The sequence below is a fragment of the Mesorhizobium cantuariense genome (genome assembly GCF_042647205.1).
Lineage (GTDB): Bacteria > Pseudomonadota > Alphaproteobacteria > Rhizobiales > Rhizobiaceae > Mesorhizobium > Mesorhizobium cantuariense.
In genome coordinates, this window is record NZ_JBHRVD010000001.1 from 3,968,952 (window position 1) to 3,992,051 (window position 23,100).

Here is a 23,100-nt window from a genome sequence, read left to right on the forward strand (position 1 = left end):
GTGCATCCGTGAAAATCCGCTTGATTTTTTCACGAGCTTGATTTCTCATGAAATTTAACCGGATTTTTTCACGAAGTGAGCGTTTTGCCTTCGCCTACAGCAAGAACATTGCAGGGACCTGACGAACGCGTGCTTGCTGGCGATATCAGGGCCTTGCGGAGGACGCGTGGGCTGACGCTCGCCGAGATCGGCCTAAAGCTTGGCCGTTCGGTCGGCTGGGTTAGCCAGGTCGAGCGTGGCCTGTCGACGCCATCGCTCAGCGATCTCAGAGCCTTCGCCGAACTGTTCGGCGTACCGATCAGCCTGTTCTTCAGCCATGACGTGCCTGTCGAAAGCGAGCGTGGCGTGGTCGTGCGCGCCGGCCGGCGCCGCACGCTTGGCACAAGCGAATCCGGCCTGGTGGAGGAGCTTCTGTCGCCCGATCTCGGCGGTAGCTTCGAGATGGTGCGTTCGGTCTTCGCGCCGGGCGCGGCACTGAAGGCCGAGGCGCAGCGGCCGACCGAGGAAGCCGGATACGTCGCGTCCGGACTGTTCGACATTGAGATAGCAGGCGTATGGCATCGGCTTGGCGAGGGCGACTCCTTTCGCTTCGAAGGCAAGCCTTACCGCTGGCGAAATCCGGGAGCCGAACCGGCAATTGTCATCTGGGTGGTTTCACCACCCGTCTATTGAGCTAAAGTTTGGAGAAAAACATGGCGGGTTTGCCGAGCACGGCGCGCGTGGTGATCATCGGAGGTGGTGCCGTCGGCACCTCCTCGCTCTATCATCTCGCCAAGGCGGGCTGGACCGACTGCGTACTGCTCGAAAAGAACGAGCTGACCTCCGGCTCGACCTGGCATGCCGCCGGCAACGTGCCGACCTTCTCCTCGTCCTGGTCGCTGATGAACATGCAGCGCTATTCGACCGAACTCTATCGCGGACTGGCCGACGCGGTCGACTATCCCATGAACTACCACGTCACCGGCTCGCTGCGCCTTGCCCATACGAAAGAGCGCATGCAGGAATTTCAGCGCGCCAAGGGCATGGGCCGCTATCAGGGTATGGACATCGATATTGTCGGCGTCGACGAGATCAAGCGCCGCTATCCCTTCATCGAGACACATGATCTGAAGGGTGCGCTCTATGACCCCAGCGACGGCGACATCGATCCGGCGCAGCTCACCCAAGCGCTGGCCAAGGGCGCGCGCGACATGGGCGCCAGGATCATCCGCTTCTGCCCGGTCACGGGCGTGCGCCGCGAGAATGACGAGTGGGTGGTCGAGACGGCACAAGGCGAGATCCGCTGCGAGATCGTCGTCAATGCCGCCGGCTATCGCGCCGCCGAAGTGGGCCGGATGTTCGGCCGCGACGTGCCGATGATGGTAATGAGCCATCAGTACATTCTGTTCGAGGAAATCCCCGAACTGGCGGCATGGTCGAAGGAACAGGGCAAAAAGCTGCCGCTGCTGCGCGACGTCGACACGTCCTACTATCTGCGCCAGGAAAAGAACGGCATGAACCTCGGCCCCTATGAGCGCAATTGCCGCGCACATTGGGCGACCCACAACGACCCGATGCCGGAGGATTTTTCCTTCCAGCTGTTCCCCGACGATCTCGACCGGCTGGAACATTATCTGACCGACGCTGTCGCCCGCGTGCCGATCCTGGGCACCGCCGGCCTGTCCAAGGTCATCAACGGGCCGATCCCCTACACGCCGGACGGCAATCCGCTGATCGGCCCGATGCCCGGCGTTCCCAATGCCTTCGAGGCCTGCGTCTTCACCTTCGGCATCGCCCAAGGCGGCGGCGCCGGCAAGGTGCTGGCCGAATGGGTGACTGAGGGCCAGACCGAATGGGATATGTGGTCGTGTGATCCACGCCGCTTCACTTCCTTTGCCTCGGCGCCGGACTATTGCGTCGCCAAAGGCATGGAGATCTACGGCAACGAATACGCCATCCAGTTTCCGCGCCATGCCTGGCCGGAAGGGCGCGACCGCAAGCTGTCGCCGATCCATGATCGCATCAAGGCGCTCGGTGGCCGCTTCGACGCCTATAATGGCTGGGAGCGCGCCACCTGGTACGCGCAAGATGGCGACGACATCTCCGAGGAAGCCACACTGACCTTCCGCCGCGAAGGACCGTGGCAACATCGCGTGCGCGAGGAGTGCCTGGCCGTGCGCGATGCCGCCGGCATTTTGGACCTGCCGGGCTTTTCGCGCTTCAACCTGGAAGGCCCGGGGGCGGCCGAATGGCTGAGCCTGCAGGTCACCGGGCTGGTGCCGAAGCCAGGCCGCATAGGTCTCATCTATTTTGCCGACGACAAGGGCCGCATCGTCACCGAAATGTCCGTCGTGCGCCACGACGAGAATGTGATGACGCTGATCACCGCGGCGGTGGCGCAGTGGCATGATTTCGAATGGCTGAAATCGCGCATGCCCAAGGATGCGCAGTTCAGGCTGATCGACCGGACCGAGGAATTCTCCACCCAGATCCTGGCCGGCCCCAACTCGCGAAAAATCCTCGCCGATGTCTGCGAAGCCGACCTCACTCTGCCTTGGCTGACGCATCAGGAGACAAAGATCGCCGGCCGCTGGGCGAAGCTTGTGCGCGTCTCCTTCGCCGGCGAACTCGGCTGGGAAATCCACACCAGGGTCGACGACACCGCCGCCATCTTCGATGCCGTCTGTGCGGCAGGCCAGCAGCACGGGCTGAAGCCGTTCGGTATGTATGCGCTCGATTCGCTGCGGCTCGAAAAGGGCTACCGCACCTGGAAGGGCGATCTGTCGACCGACTATTCGATCCTGCAGGGCGGGCTCGAGCGCTTCGTCAAATGGGACAAGCCCGACTTCCGCGGCAAGGCGGCGTTGCTGAATGAAAAACAGCAAGGCGTGAAGAAGCGCTTCGTCACGCTGGTTGTCCAAAACCCCGGCGACTGCGACGCCCCATCGGTGTCGACGCTGTGGCATGACGGCCAGATCGTTGGCGAAACGACGTCCGGTGGCTGGGGTCATCGGATCGACAAATCGATTGCGCTCGGCATGCTGCCCGCCGACCTGGCTGAGCCCGGCACGACCATCGAGGTCGAAATCTTCGGCGACCGTTTTCAGGCGATCGTGCAGAAAGATGAGCCACTGTGGGATCCGAAGAACGAGAGGCTGCGCGCATGAAGAAAATCATCCTCACCGATGGCGGCATGGGCCAGGAACTGGTCCGCCGCAGCCAATCCGAGCCAACGCCGCTTTGGTCGGCCAGGGTGCTGATCGATGAGCCCGATCTGGTGCGCGACCTGCACGCGGAATTCATCCGCGCTGGCGCCCGTGTCATTACGATCAATACCTATTCGGCAACACCCGAACGCCTGGCGCGCGAGGGCGCGGAAGATCTGTTCAAGCCGTTGCAGAAGCGCGGCATCGAATTGGCCAGGCAGGCCCGCGACGCGGCCGGCGACACCGCGATCGCCGGCTGCCTGTCGCCGCTTTTCGGCAGCTACGCGCCGGCGCTGACCATTTCCTTCGAGGAAACGCTCGCCATCTACCGCCGCATCGTCGCCGAGCAGGCTGACGGCGTCGACCTGTTCCTGTGCGAAACCATGGCGTCGGCGGACGAAGCCCGCGCGGCGGTCACCGCGGCATCGGAAAGTGGCAAGCCGGTGTGGGTGTCGTGGACGCTGGCCGACCATGGCAAGCCACGCCTGCGCAGCGGCGAGACGATAGCCACCGCGGCAGGCGCGCTCGACGGCCTGACGGTCGCCGCGCGGCTGCTCAATTGTTGCCGGCCCGAAGCGATCGCCGCGGCCTTGCCTGAACTGATCGATCTCGGCGGCCCGGTCGGCGCCTATGCCAATGGCTTCACCTCCACCGAAGCACTCAAGCATGGCGGCACCGTCGATGTGCTGCACGCCCGTCACGATCTCGGTCCGGACGCCTATGCCGACCAGGCGATCGGCTGGGTCGAGGCCGGCGCCGACATAGTCGGCGGCTGCTGTGAAGTCGGACCGCCACACATCGCCGCTCTGCGCGACCGGCTCGAACGGGCCGGCTACGAAATTTCGGGAGACATACATGCCTAGACCATCGTCGCGCATTTCCGGCATCGTGCCTTCCGGCAAGGACGGCTGGGAAGTCCATTCGGCTGCCTGGGCCCGCAAGGCGGCCGGCGAAGACATCATCATGCTGTCGGTCGGCGATCACGACTTCGACACACCTTCGCAAACGATCGAAGCCTGCGTGACCGCGGTTCGCGGCAGCAATCATCACTACACGCCGCTTCCCGGCCTGCCGCGCTTGCGCAAGGCGATGGCGGCGGCTTCGAGCGCCTGTACCGGCGTCGAGACGATGCCGGATCAGGTCATCGCCACGCCGGGCGGCCAGGCCGCACTCTACGCTGCCGTGCAGGCCGTGCTCGACCAGGGCGACCACGCCATCGTGGTGGCGCCCTACTACGCCACCTATCCCAACACGTTCAGCGCCGCCGGCGCCAGTTTCACCGTGGTCGAGACACCGGCCGAGGACGGCTTCCAGCCGCACGCCGAGATGATTCGCGCGGCACTCCGGCCCAACACGCGCGCCATCCTGATCAACACGCCGAACAACCCGACCGGTGCCGTCTATTCGCGCGAGCGGCTGGAACAGCTGGCTGAGGTTTGCCGGGAGCACGACCTCTGGCTGCTGTCGGACGAGGTCTACTGGACGCTGGGCAGCGGTGAGCACGTCTCGCCGCGCTCGCTGCCCGGCATGGCCGAGCGCACTCTGGTCATCAACTCGATGTCGAAGAGCCACGGCATGACCGGCTGGCGCATGGGCTGGCTGACCGGCCCGGAGGAGATGATCACCTTGCTCACCAACCTCAACCTGGTGACGACCTACGGCTTGCCGGCCTTCATCTCGATCGCCTGCGCCGAGGCGCTGGAGAACCGCTATGGCGTCAAGGACATCGCCGAGCGTTACGCCGCGCGTCGCACCGTCTTCCTCGATGCCGTGCGCGGCATGAACGATGTCACCGTGCGCGGCTCCGAAGGCGGCATGTATGTCATGCTCGACATATCCGCCGTCGAACCCGACGACGAGAAATTCGCATTCGCTTTCCTCGACAAGGAGAACGTCGGCGTGATGCCGGGCTCCAGCTTCGGCGAGGCAGCCGCCGGCCATATCCGCATCAGCCTCTGCCAGCCCGAACCCATGCTGCAAGAAGCAGCGCTCCGGCTGCGCCGTTTCGCTTCCAGCTATCGCCGTGAGGCCGCATGACCGCCAAAGCCATTCCCGCCAAGGCACGCGCCGTCATCATCGGCGGCGGCGTCTCCGGCTGTTCGGTCGCCTATCACCTGGCCAAGCTTGGCTGGACCGACATCGTGCTCCTCGAACGCAAGCAGCTGACCTCGGGCACGACCTGGCATGCCGCCGGCCTGATCGGCCAGTTGCGCGGCTCGCAGAACATGACGCGGCTGGCGAAATATTCCGCCGATCTCTACGTCAAGCTGGAAGCCGAGACCGAGGTCGGCACCGGCATGCGCCAGGTCGGCTCGATCACCGTGGCGCTGACCGAGGAGCGCAAGCACGAGATTTACAGGCAAGCGTCGCTCGCTCGCGCCTTCGATGTCGATGTCCGTGAGATTTCGCCCAATGAAGTCAGTGAGATGTACCCGCATCTGAATGTCTCCGATGTCGTCGGCGCCGTGCATCTGCCGCTCGACGGCCAGTGCGACCCCGCCAACATCGCCATGGCGCTGGCCAAGGGCGCTCGCCAGCGCGGCGCCACCATCGTCGAGAATGTGAAGGTCACCAAGGTCCACACCAAGGCCGGCCGCGTCACCGGCGTGTCCTGGGCACAGGGCGAAGACCAAGGCACCATTGAGGCCGACATCGTCGTCAATTGCGCCGGCATGTGGGCGCGCGAGCTGGGAGCACAGAACGGCGTCACCATCCCGCTGCACGCCTGCGAGCATTTCTACCTCGTCACCGAGCCGATCCCCGGTCTCACTCGTCTGCCGGTGCTGCGCGTGCCCGACGAGTGCGCCTACTACAAGGAGGACGCCGGCAAGATGATGCTCGGTGCCTTCGAGCCGGTGGCAAAGCCATGGGGCATGGACGGCATCCGCGAGGATTTCTGCTTCGACCAACTGCCGGAGGACATGGACCATTTCGAGCCGATCCTCGAAATGGGCGTCAACCGCATGCCGATGCTGGCAACCGCCGGCATCCACACCTTCTTCAACGGTCCCGAGAGTTTTACGCCCGACGACCGCTACTATCTCGGCGAGGCGCCGGAGCTGTCCGGCTATTGGATGGCGACCGGCTACAATTCGATCGGCATCGTCTCCTCCGGCGGCGCCGGCATGGCGCTGGCGCAGTGGATCAATGACGGCGAAGCCCCCTTCGACCTGTGGGAAGTCGACATCCGCCGCGCCCAGCCGTTCCAGAAGAACCGTCGTTACCTCCGGGAGCGCGTCTCCGAAACGCTCGGCCTGCTCTATGCCGACCATTTCCCCTATCGCCAGATGGCAACGTCGCGCAATGTCAGGCGTTCGCCACTGCATGAGCATCTGAAGGCGCGCGGCGCCGTGTTCGGCGAAGTCGCCGGCTGGGAGCGCGCCAACTGGTTCGCCCGTGAGGGCCAGGAGCGCGAATACCGCTATTCCTGGAAGCGCCAGAACTGGTTCGACAACCAGCGCGAGGAGCATCTCGCGGTCAGGAACGGCGTCGGCCTGTTCGACATGACCTCGTTCGGCAAGATCCGTGTCGAGGGCCGCGATGCCTGCGCCTTCCTGCAAAAGCTCTGCGCCAACGACATGGACGTCGCGCCGGGCAAGATCGTCTACACCCAGATGCTCAACCAGCGCGGCGGCATCGAGAGCGACCTGACGGTGTCGCGGCTGTCGGAGACGGCGTTCTTCCTCGTCGTCCCAGGCGCCACGCTGCAGCGCGATCTTGCCTGGCTGCGCAGGCACATCACCGATGAATTCGTCGTCGTCACCGACGTAACGGCGGCCGAAAGCGTGCTCTGCCTGATGGGGCCGGACGCACGAACCCTGATCCAGAAGGTCAGCCCGAACGATTTCTCCAACGAGACCAATCCGTTCGGCACGTTCCAGGAGATCGAAATCGGCATGGGCCTGGCTCGCGCCCACCGTGTCACCTATGTCGGCGAGCTCGGCTGGGAGCTCTATGTCTCGACCGATCAGGCAGCCCATGTTTTCGAAGCGATCAACGAGGCCGGCGCCGAAGTCGGCCTGAAACTCTGCGGCCTGCACACGCTGGATTCCTGCCGCATCGAAAAAGCATTCCGGCATTTCGGCCACGACATCACCGATGAAGACAATGTGCTGGAAGCAGGACTTGGCTTCGCGGTCAAAACGGCCAAGGGCAACTTCATCGGCCGCGATGCCGTGCTGCGCAAGAAGGAAGCCGGGCTGAACCGTAGGCTGGTCCAGTTCCGCTTGAAGGACTCGCAACCTCTGCTTTTCCACAACGAGGCAATCCTGCGCGACGGCAAGATCGTTGGTCCGATCACCTCTGGCAATTACGGCCATCACCTCGGCGGCGCCGTCGGGCTGGGCTATGTGCCCTGTAAAGGCGAGAGCGAGGCCGATGTGCTGGCCTCATCCTACGAGATCGAGATCGCCGGCGAGCGTTTTGCGGCGGAAGCGTCGCTGAAGCCGATGTACGATCCGAAGTCGGAGCGGACGAGGATGTAGCGCTTCTTACCCTCCCCCTTGTGGGGAGGGTCGGCTCGCAGTCGGAGCGGAGCGGAGATTGCGGGACGGGGTGGGGATAGCGCCTACGAGACCCCCACCCCGCTCCGCAAAAGCCGCCCTAGCGGCCTTTGCGGAGCGACCCTCCCCACAAGGGGTAGGGTAAGAAACTCAAAACCGCTCCAGCTTCGCTCGCACCTTCGCCAGAAACGCAGCCCGCGTCTGCGGCGTCGAGGAATCCATCAAATAGTGCGCCAGGAAAAAGGTCCGGCAGCGCGTCGCGCACAGTGCCCGCATGCCGCGTAGCAGGGTCTTGCGTCCCGGTTGGCCGACGACCACGCTCCACCAGGTCGGCGCCCCGCAGGTGGTGATGACACCGACCTTGGTCACATGCGTCATCAGCGACTTGATCCGTCCCTTGCCGGCCGGCAGCTTGAAGGCGACGTCCGTCGCCCACACCCGGTCGAGCCAGCCCTTCAGCATTGCCGGCAGCCCGTACCACCAGGTCGGATAGACGAACAGGATCGCCTCGGCCCAGTTGAGCAGCTCGAAATGCGGCTTCAGCGCCGGGTCCTGCGGCGCCTGGTCATTGTAGGAGCGACGCTCGTCGCAGCCCATCACCGGATCGAATTTCTCGGCATAGAGGTCGAGCAGCCGCACCTCCCAGCCCCTCGCCCTTAGCACTTCGACGGCAGCGTCGCGAATTGCCGCACAGAAGCTGTCGGGGACCGGGTGGCAGTAGACCACCAGCGCGCGCATCAGAACGCCTCCATGCGTGCCGCGACCTTGGCCATGAAAGCCTTGCGCGTGCGGTCGGTAGACAGGTTCATCGCGTAGTGCGCGAGATAGCTCACCGGCGCGCCCGGTTTTACCGTGGCGCGCAGCATGCGCTTGACCAGCCTGCGCGGCGGATCGCCCATCAGCATGGCGCGGAACCGGCTGCCGCCATAGGTGGTCACCGCCGCAACTTTGCTTATGTTGTGCAGCGACGGCTGCACCTTGCCGTCGACCAGCTTGAACGACACGCCGGGCAGGAAGACGCGATCGAAAAAGCCTTTCAGGATCGCTGGAAAGCCATAGTTCCAGACCGGATAGGAGAGCACCAGCGCATCCGCCTGCAGCAGGCGCTCGACATAAGGCGCCACAGCATCGGCGGGACCACGCTGATTATGATAGTCCAGCCGCTCCTGGAGCGTCAGCCGCGGATCGAAATCCTCGGCATAGAGATCGCAGTCGTCAACCGTATGGCCCGCCGCCGTCAACCGCTCGACGATCATCCGGTGCAGGCCGGCATTGAAGCTGGTCTCGATCGGATGGGCGTAGAGGACGAGGATTTTCACAGGGGAATATCCCAGACGTCAGCGCGAGACACCCCCCTCTGCCCTGCCGGGCATCTCCCCCGCAAGGGGGGAGATCGGACTGCCGCATCGCTTTCGCCAACTGTCAACGCCGCAGAATGGTCGCGACTCAGAGGCTGCCAATCTCCCCCCTTGCGGGGGAGATGTCCGGCAGGACAGAGGGGGGTGTTCAAGCGCAAACCTGTCCTCATCCCGCCCTTTGCAGCCCCTTGAACAAAAAAATCCGGCCCGAACGGAAGTCGTAATCCGGGTTCTCCCAGGCGATCATCTTGCCGGGGTTGAGCAGGCCTTGCGGATCGGTCTCGCGCTTGAAGGCAAGCTGAACCGCGTCGGTCTGCTTCATGCCGCCCTCTTCCAGCGTGTAGCGATGCGGGTTGAAGATCGGGCAGCCATTCTCCTCATGCAGGCGCACGATCTCGTCGAGCCGCGCCTCTGTGGTGAACTTGACCAGCGGCAGGCCAAAGCAGGTGATGTTGCCGTCCAGCCGCACGAATTCGAGATGCGAGAACACCTCGCCCGGAAACATCGCGTCCATCTTTTCGACCAGCGCCAGCTGGTTGGGGAAGGGATAGAGCGACTGCAGATAGGTGATGTCGGGGTTGACGCGCAGCGCCCGCAGTGTCGTGTGGTTCCAGGCCAGTTCATAGGCCGGCGGCAGGCCCTTTTTCTCGTCCGGTGTCGCGGTTGCGGCATTGAAGATCACCTCGCCACCGGCACGGCGAGTAAACGCCAAAAAGGCATCCAGCCCATGCTGCGCCACCATGACGACGCAGATGCTCTGCCCCTCCTTCACGAATTTCTGGTGCCGCTTGAAATAGAGCTGCGGCACGGGTGCGGCTATCGGCGTGATCAGCTTGGTCAGGATGCCGTCCTGGCAGGCCAGCGCATTGCCATAGCGGGCGGCATCCATGAAAGCGTCGAAGCCGACGATGACATCGACCCAGTCATAGGCTGCCGTCAGCGGCATCTCGACTTCCGATATGATGCCGTTGGTGCCGTAGGCATGGGTCACCTTGTGCAGATCCTCGCCGGTAAGTTCTAGTGCTTTCGGCTCTGCCTCCATCGTCACCACGCGCAGCCGCAAGACGTTGCCGAAATCGCGCAGGCCGCCGAAATTGATCGAGCCGACGCCGCCCGAGCCGCCGGCGATGAAGCCGCCGATCGAGGCCGTGTTGTAGGTGGACGGCGACAGCCGCAGCTCCTGCCCGGAATGCGCCCGCGTTGCCTTGTCGATATCGGCCAGAATGGCCCCCGGCCCGGTCACAACGCGACCTGGCGCGATCGACTTGATCTCGTTCATCTCGGCAAGGTTGAGCACGACGCCGCCGGAGAGCGGCATTGCCTGGCCGTAATTGCCGGTGCCGCTGCCGCGCGGCGTCACCGGCACGCCATGGCGGTGACAGGCGGCGAGCACACGGATCAGTTCGGCCTCGTTCTTCGGCGTCACGACCAAATCGCCGGTGACATGGTCGAGCTGCTGCTTCAGCACCGGGCTGTACCAGTAGAAGTCGCGGCTCTTCTGCTGGACGATGGCCGGATTGTCGTCGACCTTCAGGCCTTCGAGATCGCGTTTGAGCGCCGAAACATCCATCATTCCACCATCAGCTCGTCGAGTTCGGCATAATCGGGCAATTGCCGGTCGATTGCGCGTCCGCCACGCACGACGATGCGATCCGATTCGGGCCGCGACAGCAATTCCGTCCAGCTCCGACCTTTGAACACGATGAAATCGGCATCGCCGCCGGCGGCAAGCGCACCGAAACCATCGAGCCGCATCACCTTGGCCGGCGTCGCGGTGACCGCTTGCGGCCAGTCGGCGACCGGGTGATCGAAGTGCAGGATGCGCGTCGCCATGCGGTAGACCTCCAGCATGTCGAGATCGCCATAGGCATAGAACGGGTCGCGCGTGTTGTCGGAAGCGACGGCCACTGGAATGCCCCTCGCCTTCATCTCGTGCAGCAGCGTCACGCCACGCCAGCGCGGCGTGGTGCCGTCGCCGCGCCGGTCCTGCAGATAGAGATTGCACATCGGCAGTGAAACGACGGCGAGCCGCGCCTTCGCCACCTTGTCCAGCGTGTCCAGCACATCGAGGTCCGGCTGGCGCGCCAGCGAGCAGCAATGGCCGACGAGGATGTTGCCTTCGAAGCCATTCCAGAGAGCGGCCTCGGCGATCTTCTTCAGCGATATGGCGGCGACATCGTCGGTCTCGTCGGCATGGAAATCGAGATCGAGGCCATGTCTGATGGCTTGCGCGAAGACATGGTCGAGCAACTCTTCGAGATCCGGCACCATGTAAGTGACGACGCCGAGCACGCCATTGGCCGCGGCAACCCTTTTTGCCAGCCCGTCGAACCATTTCCTGTCGCGCACGCCTTCGATGCCGAGCAGGCAGGCGCCCTGCAACTCGATGCGGCCGCGCCATGCCTCGCGCATTGCCTCGAACACCGGCCAGGAGATTTCCTCCTGCGGCGCGACGCTATCGAGGTGGGTGCGCAGCGCCCTGGTGCCATGGGCGTAGGCTGAGCGCAGCGAGAAATCCATGCGCCGGGCAACGTCCTCGGCGCTCCAGCGTGCCACACGATCGGCGCCGGCGGCGTTCAGCGCGCCCATGAAGGTGCCGTCGGGATTGGGTGTTCGCGGCCAGATATGGCCCTTGTCGATATGCGTATGACAGTCGACGAAACACGGCAGCACGATGCGGCCGTCAAGGTCGACAGCATCAGCAGGCGCTTTCGATCGGCCATGCGCGGTGATGGCCGTAATCTTGCCGTCGACGACCGCGACGTCGGCAAGTGCGAAACCATCGTTATCGAAGGTTGCGGCAAAGCCAGCCGTGATGGATTGATGAACACGGGCGTTGGCGAGATGATAAGAGCCGGAGGCTGGTATCAAGGTCTGCCCCCCTCTGTCCTGCCGGACATCTCCCCCTCAAGGGGGGAGATTGGCAGCTTCGGTCGAACCGCCTCTCTTTCAGCATTCACAATTGGCGAAAGCAAAAAACACAGCCGATCTCCCCCCTTGAGGGGGAGATGTCCGGCAGGACAGAGGGGGGTGTTTCGCGCCAACCTTTCAGTCATCCTAGCGCTCCTGCTTCAGCGCACTTTCATGCCAGCGCCGTAAAATGAGATGCGAAATCAGCGACAGCACGAGGAAGATCAGGATACCGGTAAGCGAGATCAAGAACAGCGCCGCGAACAGCCGCGGCGCGTTGAGCCGGTAGCCGGCCTCGATGATGCGCGAGGCAAGGCCAGACGACTGCCCAGTAGTGCCGGCGACGAACTCGGCCACCACGGCACCGATCAGCGACAGGCCGCCGGCGATTTTCAACCCGCCGAGGAAATACGGCATCGCCGCCGGCAGCCGCAGATACCGCAACTGCTGCCAGCGCGTCGCGCCATTGAGCTTGAACAGGTCGCGCAGATTGCGGTCGACGGAGTTGAGGCCAAGCGTGGTGTTGGACAGGATCGGAAAGAAGGCGACGATCCAGGCACACAGCAGAAGCTTGGTCGTCTGGTCGTTTACATAGATGTTGATCAGCGGAAAGATCGCCACGATCGGCGTCACCTGCAACACGATGGCGAAGGGGAAGAACGACATCTCGACCCATTTCGATTGTGCGAACAGGACCGCCAACCCGACCCCGCCGATGACCGCCAGAGCCAGGCTGAGGAAGGTGATGCGCAAGGTGACCAGGAGCGAGGAAAACAGCAGGCCGGCATCGTTGTAGAGCGTCCACAGCACCACGCCGGGACGCGGCAGGATGTATTGCGGAATCGCATTCCACACGCAGATGCGATCCCACAGCCAGATCGCCAGGATCATGATCGCCAGCGGCAGCACCCAGCGGCCGACCCGTTCGAACCGCTCCTGGCGCACGCGGCGTGCTTCCTCGGGGTCGAGTTTGAACGCGCGTTCGTCAATGGCCGTCATGATGCGCGCCTGCTGTTGAATTGATGGCCTTGACCAGCACATCGGAAGCCTGACGGCACAGTGCTGCATAGTCGGGCGAGGTGCGAAACGCCTCGTCGCGCGGATAGGGCGCCTCGATGGCGAGTTCGTCGAACACCCTGCCCGGCCGCGCCGCCATGACGACGACGCGGTTGGAGAGGAACACGCTTTCGAAGACGCTGTGGGTGACGAAGACGACGGTGAAGCGTTCGTCCTGCCACAGTTCCAGCAGATCATTGTTGAGCTTGAAGCGGGTGATCTCGTCGAGTGCGGCGAACGGCTCGTCCATCAGCAGCACGCGCGGTTTGGTCACCATGGCGCGCGCAATGGAGACGCGCATCTTCATGCCGCCGGAAAGTTCGCGTGGCACCGCGTCCTCGAAGCCGGTCAGGTGAACCCGCGCCAGCATTTCCGTCACCGTTGGCGCCGCCTTGGCGCGGCTGATGCCCTTCAGCCGCAGCGGCAGCCAGACATTGTCGAAAACGCTGGCCCAGGGCAGCAGCGTCGGCTCCTGGAAAACGAAGCCGATGTTCGAGCGGTCGATCGCGCCGCCGCCGCGCCAGTCGAGCACGCCGGAGGTCGGCGTCGACAGGCCGGCGATCAGCCGCAATGCGGTCGACTTGCCGCAACCGGACGGCCCGAGCAGGCTGAGGAAGTCGCCTTCCCGGATCGTCAGGTCGACGTCGCTCAGCGCCGTCACGCCGTTTGAAAACACCTTGCCGACGCCACGCAGCGCCAGAAGCGTCGGGGCCGTACCCGACGCAGCCGGCGCTGGCGCCACTTTTTCCTGCATCATGCCGGGACGGCCTATTTCTTCAACTCGAGCCCGACGCCCTTGTTGACGAAGGTCAGTGTGTAGGCCTGCTTGATGTCGATGCCGTCAGGAGTGACCTTGGCCTTGACCATCTTGTCGTAAAAACTCTTGATCCGCTCGTCGGTCATGGCGCCGATGCCGAGCTTTTCGGTGTCGCCGGAATCGGCCAGGCCGAACTTCTTCATCTGCTCGATCGAGAACGCGATCTGCTCGTCGCTCATGTCGGGATTGTCTTTCTTGATCAATTCGTTGGCGGCCTTGTTGTCGCCGTAGAGATATTTGTACCAGCCCTTGGCCGAGCCATCGACGAAGCACTGGACCACCTCCGGCTTCTTGTCGATCGTGTCCTGCATCACCTCGATCGTCGTTGAGTAGGTGTCCCAGCCATAGTCGGCAAGCAGGAACTGGTTCGGCACGAAGCCGCCCTCCTTCTTGACCGCGAACGGCTCGGAGGTGACGTAGCCCTGCTGGATCGACTTCTTGTTGGCGAGGAAGGGAGCGGTGTTGTAGGTGTAGGGCGCGCGTTTTGAGGCGTCGAAGCCGAGTTCGATGACCATCCATTGGAAGAAGGTCTGCACGCCCTCGTCGCCCAATATGTACTGGTCGGCGTTCTTCAGGTCCTCCCATTTGTCGAGCCCTTCGCCGGGATGGGACATGATCACCTGCGGGTCCTTCTGGAAGTCCGCCGCCACCACGCGCATCGGAATGCCTTGCTGGACGGCATCGAAAGCCGACAGCAGATTGCCGCCCATGTAGAAATCGATCTTGCCGGCCAGCAGCAACGGCCGGCCGCTGACCTGCGGGCCGCCCTGCATGATGGTGACGTCGAGGCCGCAAGCGGCGTAGGTGCCGTCCGCCACGGACTGGTAATATCCGCCATGTTCAGGCTCGGCCAACCAGTTGGTGCCGAAGGTGACTTTTTCATTCGCAGCCGCACCCAGCGTGCTGGCTGCAAGCAGGGCCACAACCGCCACCGAGATCTTCTGTCTTCCGTACATAGACACCACCCTTTGTTTGCTCCGGCGCGCCACGCGCCAGGCTCGACACCAAAGATTCAAGAAGCAAGACGCATGCCACCGGAGGCTTGCACCGGGACCGCCTGCTTGCACCACAGCCATCTGCGAAAGCCGGACAGGTCGTGCTGCACCGGAGGCATCGTGCCTATTTTTTTTTCGCCTGTCCACAATCGCCCCGGCAACATGCACCGCCATCTTGAAGGTGTAATGGGTCAGGCCTTAGGCTGGCGATATCCAGGAGATTGCCATGTTCAAATTCCTCACCCCGAAGTCGATCAAGCCGCCCTTTGCCCGCTACAGCCACGGCGTCGAGGTGCCGCCCGGCAAACGACTTGTGTTGTGCTCGGGTCAGGTCGCCATCACCGCGGACGATCAGATTCCGGAAGACGCCGGCGCGCAGGCCGAACTCTGTTTCCGCAACATCGAGGCGATCCTCGGCGAGGCCGGGCTGGGTCTGCAGGACATCGTCCGCATCAACGCCTATGTCACCGACCGCACGCATCTGCGGCCCTATATGGACGTCCGCGACCGGCTGTTTTCGAGCCCCGCGCCGGCCTCGACACTGATGATCGTCTCCGGTTTCGCCCGGCCCGAATTCAAGGTCGAGGTCGAGGCCATCGCGGCTGGGTGATCGACAGGCCGCGCTTGCCGCGCTAGGTCTGCCTGACCATTGAAGAGGCATGACATGACTGTTGCGAAGAAACGTGTGTGGTGGGGCGACTACCGGACCACCGAATACGCCTCGATCGATCCGGAGGCGACGATCGCCGTGTTGCCGGTGGCGGCGATCGAGCAGCATGGCCCGCATCTGCCAGTTTCAACTGACACTTCGATCATGAACGGCATGCTCGACACGGTCATTTCGCGCCTGCCCGACGATCTCGACATCCGCATCCTGCCGGTCCAGGCAGCGGGCAAGTCGAACGAGCATCTGCACGCACCGGGCACCCTCACACTGCCGGCAACGACGCTGGTCGAAGCCTGGACCGAGCTCGGCCTGTCGATCGCGCGCGCCGGGGTGCGCAAGCTGGTCGTCGTCAATTCGCATGGCGGCAACGAAGAGATCATGGGCATCGTCACGCGCGAATTGCGCGTGCGTGAAAAGATGCTGGCTGTGAAGACCAGCTGGCAACGCTTCGGCCGCCCGGCCGGCATGTATACCGAGCTCGAGGACCGCCACGGCATCCATGGCGGTGATGTCGAGACCTCGCTGATGCTGCATTTCCGGCCTGACCTTGTCGACATGAGCAAGGCCGACAATTTCGTTTCCAACGTCGCCAAGGCCGAAAAGGAATTCTCGCTGCTGCGCCACACCGGCACCCACGCCTTTGCCTGGATCGCCAGCGACCTGAACCCGAACGGCGTGGTCGGCGATGCCAGCATCGCAACGGCGGAGAAGGGCCGGCTGACGGCCGAGTATCAAGCCGACGGCTTCATCAGCCTGCTCAGGGATGTGCGCAAGGCGAAGCTCGCGGAGTGGTTGACGTAGCATAGTTGCTCGGTACAGATGCTCTGACCATCAGATGGGCACATCGCGCCCTTCTGAGAATAGCCGAAGCCTTTTTCTTCGTCATCCTGGGGCGAAGCAAGGAGCGAAGCGACGCGGCGCAGACCCCAGGATCCATGCCGGGACTCCGAAGCGCTGCTACGGTGCAGAATTCTGCTCGGTTGCACTCTACGGCCGCTGTCGCGGCATGGATCCTCGGGTCTCCGCGACGGAGCTTCGCTCCTGCTTCGCCCGTGGATGACGAAGGCGGGGAGGCTTTGGCCGATCTCCAACGGTCGCATCAGTCCGCCCAATGAACGATGGATGGCGCCTGAAGGAGGAATTGGCGTCGGTCAAAATCACGACGTCGAGGAACTACGCATCAATCTTCAGCGCGAAAGGCGTGCCCTCAAAGGCATCCGCACCGCGCCCGATCGATTCGATCGCCTCGACCATGCGGCCGTTGCGATCAAGCAGTGCGTCGGCCACAGCGATCAGTCGCGGATTGGGCGTTGCCGACGGCGATAGCGCCCGCAACGTGCGCGCCAGCTCGGCCTCGTCACGCTTCGGCGCCAGTGCTGCCGCGATGATGTAGGCCGAGGCGGTCGAGCGGCTGATGCCGGCATAGCAATGCACGACCATAGGCCTTGCCCGGTCCCACCGGCGCGCGAAATCGAGCAGGTTGCGGACATGCTCCTCGCCCGGCATGGTCATGCCGTCCTGCGCCACTGCGATGTCGTGCATGACCAGATGCAGGTGGTTCTCCCGGGCGATCGACGCCGGCCGGACCACGTCCGTTCCGGCGGCGAGCAGCGACAGCATGCGGTCGGCGCCGGTCCTGGCCACCGTTTCCTCGATCTTTGCCAGCGAGCAGACATGGATCATTGTTTTGAACCCTTCGATTGATCCTCGCGCCGCGCCGCCCATTCGGCAAGAGCGGATTCGAGCCGCTGCCATTCCTCCTGACTCCCCGGCACGCCGGCGCGCAAGACATGCGGCCGGTCGGCAAAATGGCGAAGCAGGATGCCGCGCTCGCCAAGGGCGGAAAACAGGTCGGCGGCATCGGCCAAGCGGAGATAGCGGAACAACGTGGTGCCACCCGCTACGGGAATGCCGAAGCGGCCGAGCAGCGCATCGAGCCGCGCCGATGCTTCCGCAAGGGATGCCCGCATTGCGTCCTGCCAGTCGATGTCGGCAAGCGCGCGGATGCCGTATTCCAGCGCCGGGCCGGCGACGGCCCATGGTCCGAATTGCGCTTCCAGGCGTTCGACCGTTGCCGCCTCGGAAAGTGCAAACCCGAGCCGCACGCCGGCCAGGCCGAAGAACTTGCCGAACGAGCGCAGCACGACGATGCCGCCCTGGTTAACGTCACCCGCGAGGCTGTGCTGACGCGGGCCGACATCCATGAACGCCTCGTCGACGACCAGCAGCCCGCCCTTGGCACGCAATCCGGCGGCCAGCGCCAGCAACCGGTCGCGCTCGATGATGCGCCCATCCGGATTGTTGGGGTTGACGATGATGGCAAGGTCGGCGTCCGCCAACGCTTCGAAATTATCGACCTCCGCCACCGCGTGTCCCGCGATCGCGGCAGCGCGGGCATGTTCGGCATAGGTCGGACCCAGCACCAGCGCCTTGCCGGGCCTCACCAGCGATGCGACGCGCGGCAACAGGATCTGCGTGCCCGGCGCCGCCGCGACGTTGGCTGGCGACGGCGCGCCATAGGCGTTGGCCGCGATCTCTGTCAGGTCGCGCGTGCGCGCGGCCTCCGGCAGCCGCGACAGCGAGGTGGCGGGCAGGTCGAAAAGCGGGTAGGAGTGCGGATTGATGCCGGTCGAGAGGTCGACGAAAGGCAGCAGGGCGTTGGGGAAAAGCACCCTCGCCCGGCCAAGACTTCCACCATGGTCCACCGCTCCTTCAAGAAGCTTCATGTCAGTCCTGATCGCTTTCCTGTCATTGGCCGTCGAATTCGCCCTCGGATATCCGGACTGGCTGTTTCGCGCCATCGGCCATCCGGTGACGTGGTTCGGCAGGCTGATATCCTTTCTCGACCGCAGGCTCAACCGCGCCACTGATCCCGACGCGCTGCGTCGCAAGCGCGGTGTCCAGGCGCTGCTGGTCATCGTGCTGGTGCCGGCGGTGATCGGCCTCGGCCTGCATATCCTGCTCTGGTTCGTTCCCATGGGGCTATTCATCACTGCCCTTCTGGCAACATCGTTGCTGTCGCAGAAGAGCCTTCACGACCATGTCGAGGCGGTGGCGGATGCTCTCGACACCGGTGGCCTCGCTCTGGGTCGCATGGCCGTCTCGCGAATCGTCGGCCGCGACCCTGAAACGCTCGACAGGGCCGGTGTCTGTCGCGCCGCGATCGAGAGCCTGGCCGAAAATTTCTCCGATGGCATCGTTGCCCCCGCCTTCTGGACCGGCATTGGCGGCCTGGCGGGCGGCGCTGCCTACAAGGCCGCCAACACCGCCGATTCGATGATCGGCCACCGCACTCCACGCCATGAGGCGTTCGGCTGGGCGGCGGCGCGCTTCGACGATTGGATCAACCTGCCGGCGTCGCGGTTGACGGCACTGCTGATCGTGCTGGCGGCGTTCCTGGTCAGGGGCGCCGATCCGCGCAATGCCTGGCACGCGGTGTGGCGCGACGCGAAAAAACACCGCTCTCCCAATGCCGGCTGGCCGGAAGCGGCGATGGCCGGTGCGCTCGGCCTCGCGCTCGCCGGGCCACGGAGCTACGGTGGCGTCCTGGTCGATGACGTCTTCATGGGCGAAGGCGGCCGCCGCGAGGCCGACAGCGTCGACATAAGGCGAGCGCTGAAACTCTATCGCGTCGCCGATTACCTGCTGATCGCGCTGTTCGGGTTGGTTTCGATCATCGTCATCGTTGTGACCTAACCTCACCCTCCCCCTTGTGGGGAGGGTCGGCGCGCAGCGCCGGGGTGGGGGTGCGGCGCCGAAGACCCCACCCCGCTCCGCTTCGCGGATCGACCCTCCCCACAAGGGCATATGCGCTAAGATAGCTTCGGCATGGACTGAAATTTGCGCTTTCGTGGTGGCTCACGCCATCGATGTCGCAAGGCATGGAGATTTTGGCGCAGGGCTGCCAAGGGAGGTTGAGCAAAGATCGCTGCGATCAGAGAGGCGACGATCTGGCGGGTGGCGCGCCACAGCAGCGGGCGCCCGTCGCTCAAGGGGGAGAGACACCCAACTCCTGCGAAAGGGGTTCGGTCACAAGCGCGATGAGGAAGTGGGCAAGAATCCAAGGCTTTGCGATCCTTGGGTCTTTGGCTGGAGGCGCGCGCAGTCCGATCAGGCTCTTCAGACGCTGAAGGCGAGCTCGATGCGCCAGCGCATGCGATAGAGCTTGAGAACTGTGCCGGAGGGAAACTCCTCCTGGTCAAGCGAGGTCACAAGGATGACAAAGCCGGCGGCAATCAGCGTCTCCGGTTGAACCTGCTTGCCCTTGGCCTTGGCTTCCTTGTTGATTTTGCGCCGCGCTTCTTGTGTCGCAGCCTCGGATTTGCGCAAGGCGATCAGGCGCATCTTCAGGGGCTCGCCCTTCTTGAGGCCCAGCCAGACAGGCGTTTCGATGACCTCCTCCCGGCAGCTCTTCAGGTGGCCGATGAGATCGAACGCCTTGCCGTTGGCGTCGAGCCATCGCACATTCTTCCACGGCGCGCGCACGACAACGTCGCCGTCTTGCGCCATGACCTTTGCGATCCGCTCGGCCTGCAGATAGGCGCGGTCGCCGATGCGGATCTCGCCCGGCACCACCGGCACGCGGTCGATCAGCTCGGCCTCGCTCTGGTCGGTGATCTCGAGGAAATCGAACTGCTCGCGCTCAAGATCGAAGGCGCAGTGCATACGCCAAAGGCCATTGTTCTTCTTCTCATGCACACCCGCCTTGGCAACCGATGTCGCATCGAGGATGCGGATCAGCCGGCCCTTAGGCAAGCCTTCCTCCTCGCGCTTCAAAAGGTGCCCGATCAACTGCTGCAGCCACGGCCCTGCATTGCGCAGCCGGCCGAGCAACGCCACGTCCGAGATGTCGGCGATCCCGCTTGCCGCCGCCCAGGCCACGACGCCCCGCATGCCCACCTTGCCAAGGCAGTAAGCCAGTGTCAGGCGCAACAGATCAGTAGCCGACCTGACGCCCCGCGGCCGCAGAAACGCCTTCGTCTCGCGGGCACTCCCTGCAATCAACTCTTCACCGCCGAGGAGCTCAATCGTCTCGGCCCAGCCGTCATCTACAAGCGATTCGTGAGTCATCGCAGCGTAGAATCACAACCGATTCCCCACTGCAACACCTATCTTAGCGCATATGCCCTCAAGGGGGAGGGTAAGACTCTCAGAACTCTATCCCTTGCTGCGCTTTCACACCGGCTGAGAAATGGTGCTTGGTCACGCCCATCTCGGTGACGAGGTCGGCAGCCTCGACCAGCGCCGGCTTGGCGTTGCGGCCGGTGACGACGACATGCAGGCCCTCGCGCCGTGCTTTCAGCGCGCCAACCACCTTGTCGAGATCGAGATAGTCGTAGCGCAGCGCGATGTTCAGCTCATCCAGCACCAGCAGGCTGATCGACGGATCGGCCATCAGCTCAAGCACCTTGGCCCACGCGGCTTCGGCCGCGGCGATGTCACGCTTCAGATCCTGCGTTTCCCAGGTGAACCCCTCGCCCATCGCGTGCCAGACGACGCGGTCGCCGAAAGCGGCGAAGGCGTCCTTCTCGCCAGTATGCCACTTGCCCTTGATGAACTGGACGACGCCGACGCGCTTGCCGTGGCCGAGCATCCGCAGCGCCAGGCCAAAGGCGGCAGTGGTCTTTCCCTTGCCCGGACCGGTGTTGACGATCAGCAGCCCCTTCTCGATCGTCTTGGCCGCCACCTCGGCGTCCTGCACCGCCTTGCGCTTGGCCATCTTGGCGCGGTGGCGTTCTTCGTCCCGGTCTTCGATGGGCTTGCCTTCGATGGGCTTGTTGTCGATGTCGGTCATCTCATTTCACCTTGAGCGGCAGCCCCGCCACCATCAGCAGCACCGTATCGGCAACCGCGGCGACCTGCTGATTGAGTCGGCCGGCCGCATCGCGAAACCGGCGCGCCAGTGCATTGTCCGGCACGATGCCTTGCCCGACTTCATTGGAGACCACGAACCATGGCCCGCGCGGCCGCGACAGGACCTCCGCCAGCCGACGGCATTCGAGGCCGAGGTCGTGTTCGGCCAGCATATGATTGGTCAACCACAGCGTCAGGCAGTCGACAAGCACCGGCTGATCGTCCGGCAAGGCGGCAAGCGTGCCGGCGAGATCGAGCGGCGCATCGATGGTCGTCCAGCCTTCGCCGCGCCGCGACCGGTGCAGCGCGATGCGCTCATGCATCTCGTCATCATAGGCTTGCGCCGTGGCGATATAAATCCATGGCGGCGGCAAGGCTGTCGCGAGAGTTTCGGCGTGCGCGCTCTTGCCGGAGCGCGCACCGCCGATGAGGAAGGTCAGCTTGCTGCGATCAGGCAAAGCTGTCGCGCAGGCTGGTCGCCGTGCCGGTGAAGCGGCCACGCACCACACCGACGACCGCGCCGAGCACAAGCCAGAACACCAGATTGGTCACCGTCACCGCCACCACGAACTGGTGATGCAACCCTTCTGGAATCGCCGTCTCGTAACTGCCGGGCTGCGGCGCGCCGACAATATGCGGCGCGACGATCAAGGCCACGGCAAGGATCGCCAGCGGCAGCGACTTGCGGAAGGCGATCAGGCCGAGCCCGGCCGCGGTCGCCGCCACCGTTGCCCACCACCAGATCTGGCGCTCGGTCAGATCGGCAGCCGGCATTGCCGGCAGTTCCGGGGGAAGGCCGAGACCGGGTGCCAGCGTAAACACGGCAAAGCCGGCCAGGCCCCAGAACACGCCATGGCGCCAATTGCCGATGCCGCCGGCGAATTCGGAAACCGCGACCAGGATCAAGGCGAAGCCGATGCCGGTGATGATATTGGCAAGCACGCTGAAGGCGAAACGCTCGAAACCGTCTGCCGGCGCCCAACCCTCGTCTTCCGCCGGAGCAGCCGCTTCGGCCGGGGCCGCAGTGCTCATGGCAGTGGTATCCGTTGCGGCCGTTGCGGCATGGTCATGGCTGTGCCCGCCGCCGGCCTGTTCGTAGACTTCCGCCTTAAGGATCAGCGGCACGGTGGCGTAGGCCTGCATGCAGGCGAGAACGACGCCGGCCACGAGCCCTGCGATCGCCGCGATGAACACGACGTTGCGAAACAGGTTCATGATGTCAGATCCTCGTCAGTGGCAGGGAAACGCCATCGAATGGCGATAGTCGTGAGCTGCATTGTGGACCGCATCGATATGCGAGAAGCCGACAAAGCCCATCACGAAAATGCCGAGAAACGCAGCAAGAGCGAGCTGCATGAAGCGCGACTGCGAGGAGACGGAGGCGCCGAGGGAGACGGAAGCGGTAGTCATATCTTGTCCTTTCGCCCTCCACCCGAGGGCATCGAAGTCAGTTTCCTGTCGCCGGCAGGTCTCCTGGCTCGCGGATCAGCGCCCTTCCCCACCTTCCCGAAGAAAAATCTTCAGTGGCATATGGAGAGGACTACCGCACACAGTTGCGGGGGCAGCCACGGCATTGGGCGAAAACTCGCCCTCACCGCATTCCCTCTTGGCTCCAAAATGGAACCGACGACATCGGCGACTATAGGCAGAATCCTCGCCTCCGGCAAACCAAATTCCGCCGGCAACCATCGCGAATGCGTCGTACCAGCCGAGGCCCGCCGGTGCCGCAATTGACAATTTTCCTGGCCGGGTGTCGG

Annotated in this window: 22 protein-coding genes and 1 riboswitch; of the genes, 8 read left to right on the forward strand and 14 right to left on the reverse strand. The window is 63.9% G+C overall.

The genetic code is table 11. From position 1 onward, the window contains the following. The first annotated feature begins 129 nt into the window (after positions 1-129). From ACFOJ9_RS19245 to ACFOJ9_RS19265, 5 genes are read left to right on the forward strand one after another with little or no spacing between them, the layout of a single operon-like run. On the forward strand, positions 130-672 hold the full coding sequence (locus tag ACFOJ9_RS19245; protein ID WP_378987893.1) for a helix-turn-helix domain-containing protein: 543 nt from the start codon (positions 130-132) through the stop codon (positions 670-672). A gap of 20 nt (positions 673-692) precedes the next feature. Beyond that, positions 693-3,146 carry a GcvT family protein gene (locus tag ACFOJ9_RS19250; protein ID WP_378980452.1) on the forward strand — a complete coding sequence of 818 codons (2,454 nt, stop codon included), beginning with the start codon at positions 693-695 and terminating at the stop codon, positions 3,144-3,146. Then, positions 3,143-4,048 carry a homocysteine S-methyltransferase family protein gene (locus ACFOJ9_RS19255; RefSeq protein WP_378980453.1) on the forward strand — a complete coding sequence of 302 codons (906 nt, stop codon included), beginning with the start codon at positions 3,143-3,145 and terminating at the stop codon, positions 4,046-4,048. The genes ACFOJ9_RS19250 and ACFOJ9_RS19255 overlap by 4 nt, the downstream gene beginning before the upstream one ends. Continuing rightward, positions 4,041-5,222, forward strand: a complete 1,182-nt coding sequence (locus tag ACFOJ9_RS19260) for a pyridoxal phosphate-dependent aminotransferase (protein WP_378980454.1) — start codon at positions 4,041-4,043, stop codon at positions 5,220-5,222. Before ACFOJ9_RS19255 ends, ACFOJ9_RS19260 begins: the two co-directional genes overlap by 8 nt. Beyond that, on the forward strand, positions 5,219-7,669 hold the full coding sequence (locus tag ACFOJ9_RS19265; protein ID WP_378980455.1) for a GcvT family protein: 2,451 nt from the start codon (positions 5,219-5,221) through the stop codon (positions 7,667-7,669). Before ACFOJ9_RS19260 ends, ACFOJ9_RS19265 begins: the two co-directional genes overlap by 4 nt. A 168-nt stretch (positions 7,670-7,837) precedes the next feature. On the opposite strand, the gene ACFOJ9_RS19270 is transcribed toward ACFOJ9_RS19265, so the two are convergent. From ACFOJ9_RS19270 to ACFOJ9_RS19300, 7 genes are all read right to left on the reverse strand, one after another. Then, the gene (locus tag ACFOJ9_RS19270; protein WP_378980456.1) at positions 7,838-8,425 is read right to left on the reverse strand and encodes an NAD(P)H-dependent oxidoreductase; all 588 of its coding nucleotides are present in this window, start codon (positions 8,423-8,425) and stop codon (positions 7,838-7,840) included. Further along, positions 8,425-9,006 carry an NAD(P)H-dependent oxidoreductase gene (locus ACFOJ9_RS19275; RefSeq protein WP_378980457.1) on the reverse strand — a complete coding sequence of 194 codons (582 nt, stop codon included), beginning with the start codon at positions 9,004-9,006 and terminating at the stop codon, positions 8,425-8,427. The genes ACFOJ9_RS19270 and ACFOJ9_RS19275 overlap by 1 nt, the downstream gene beginning before the upstream one ends. Before the next feature lie 205 nt (positions 9,007-9,211). Next, positions 9,212-10,615 carry an FAD-binding oxidoreductase gene (locus ACFOJ9_RS19280; protein WP_378987896.1) on the reverse strand — a complete coding sequence of 468 codons (1,404 nt, stop codon included), beginning with the start codon at positions 10,613-10,615 and terminating at the stop codon, positions 9,212-9,214. Continuing rightward, positions 10,615-11,916 carry a cytosine deaminase gene (locus tag ACFOJ9_RS19285; RefSeq protein WP_378980458.1) on the reverse strand — a complete coding sequence of 434 codons (1,302 nt, stop codon included), beginning with the start codon at positions 11,914-11,916 and terminating at the stop codon, positions 10,615-10,617. Before ACFOJ9_RS19285 ends, ACFOJ9_RS19280 begins: the two co-directional genes overlap by 1 nt. Positions 11,917-12,102: 186 nt before the next feature. Continuing rightward, positions 12,103-12,954, reverse strand: a complete 852-nt coding sequence (locus ACFOJ9_RS19290; protein ID WP_378980459.1) for an ABC transporter permease — start codon at positions 12,952-12,954, stop codon at positions 12,103-12,105. Next, positions 12,941-13,768 carry an ABC transporter ATP-binding protein gene (locus ACFOJ9_RS19295; RefSeq protein WP_378980460.1) on the reverse strand — a complete coding sequence of 276 codons (828 nt, stop codon included), beginning with the start codon at positions 13,766-13,768 and terminating at the stop codon, positions 12,941-12,943. The genes ACFOJ9_RS19290 and ACFOJ9_RS19295 overlap by 14 nt, the downstream gene beginning before the upstream one ends. 11 nt (positions 13,769-13,779) lie before the next feature. Beyond that, positions 13,780-14,784: an ABC transporter substrate-binding protein gene (locus ACFOJ9_RS19300; RefSeq protein ID WP_378980461.1), complete on the reverse strand. Its 1,005-nt coding sequence runs from the start codon at positions 14,782-14,784 to the stop codon at positions 13,780-13,782. A 265-nt stretch (positions 14,785-15,049) separates the two neighbouring features. On the opposite strand from ACFOJ9_RS19300, the gene ACFOJ9_RS19305 reads away from it, so the two are divergent. Together ACFOJ9_RS19305 and ACFOJ9_RS19310 are read left to right on the forward strand one after the other, a co-directional pair. Continuing rightward, positions 15,050-15,433 carry a RidA family protein gene (locus tag ACFOJ9_RS19305; protein WP_378980462.1) on the forward strand — a complete coding sequence of 128 codons (384 nt, stop codon included), beginning with the start codon at positions 15,050-15,052 and terminating at the stop codon, positions 15,431-15,433. A gap of 54 nt (positions 15,434-15,487) precedes the next feature. Further along, a complete protein-coding gene (locus tag ACFOJ9_RS19310; RefSeq protein WP_378980463.1) occupies positions 15,488-16,291 on the forward strand; it encodes a creatininase family protein in 804 nt (267 codons plus the stop codon). A gap of 372 nt (positions 16,292-16,663) precedes the next feature. On the opposite strand, the gene ACFOJ9_RS19315 is transcribed toward ACFOJ9_RS19310, so the two are convergent. Beyond that, entirely contained in the window at positions 16,664-17,173 is a 510-nt protein-coding gene (locus ACFOJ9_RS19315; RefSeq protein ID WP_378980464.1) for a tyrosine phosphatase family protein, read from the reverse strand. Beyond that, on the reverse strand, positions 17,170-18,216 hold the full coding sequence (gene cobD, locus ACFOJ9_RS19320; protein ID WP_378980465.1) for a threonine-phosphate decarboxylase CobD: 1,047 nt from the start codon (positions 18,214-18,216) through the stop codon (positions 17,170-17,172). The genes ACFOJ9_RS19315 and cobD overlap by 4 nt, the downstream gene beginning before the upstream one ends. Here cobD and cbiB point away from each other — a divergent pair. Continuing rightward, a complete protein-coding gene (gene cbiB, locus ACFOJ9_RS19325; protein ID WP_378980466.1) occupies positions 18,215-19,186 on the forward strand; it encodes an adenosylcobinamide-phosphate synthase CbiB in 972 nt (323 codons plus the stop codon). The genes cobD and cbiB overlap by 2 nt on opposite strands. A 423-nt stretch (positions 19,187-19,609) precedes the next feature. Here cbiB and ACFOJ9_RS19330 read toward each other — a convergent pair whose 3' ends face one another. From ACFOJ9_RS19330 to ACFOJ9_RS19350, 5 genes are all read right to left on the reverse strand, one after another. Then, entirely contained in the window at positions 19,610-20,560 is a 951-nt protein-coding gene (locus tag ACFOJ9_RS19330) for a transposase (protein ID WP_378980467.1), read from the reverse strand. 79 nt (positions 20,561-20,639) lie between these two features. Next, positions 20,640-21,284, reverse strand: coding sequence for a cob(I)yrinic acid a,c-diamide adenosyltransferase (gene cobO / locus ACFOJ9_RS19335; RefSeq protein ID WP_378980468.1), 645 nt, complete (start codon positions 21,282-21,284; stop codon positions 20,640-20,642). A gap of 1 nt (position 21,285) precedes the next feature. Next, complete coding sequence (gene cobU, locus ACFOJ9_RS19340; protein ID WP_378980469.1) at positions 21,286-21,801, reverse strand: bifunctional adenosylcobinamide kinase/adenosylcobinamide-phosphate guanylyltransferase; 516 nt, start codon at positions 21,799-21,801, stop codon at positions 21,286-21,288. Continuing rightward, positions 21,794-22,558, reverse strand: coding sequence for a CbtA family protein (locus ACFOJ9_RS19345; protein ID WP_378980470.1), 765 nt, complete (start codon positions 22,556-22,558; stop codon positions 21,794-21,796). The genes cobU and ACFOJ9_RS19345 overlap by 8 nt, the downstream gene beginning before the upstream one ends. Positions 22,559-22,573: 15 nt before the next feature. Then, a complete protein-coding gene (locus ACFOJ9_RS19350) occupies positions 22,574-22,753 on the reverse strand; it encodes a CbtB domain-containing protein (protein WP_109667912.1) in 180 nt (59 codons plus the stop codon). Between the two features lie 36 nt (positions 22,754-22,789). Then, positions 22,790-22,986: riboswitch (cobalamin riboswitch) on the reverse strand. Positions 22,987-23,100: the final 114 nt, after the last annotated feature.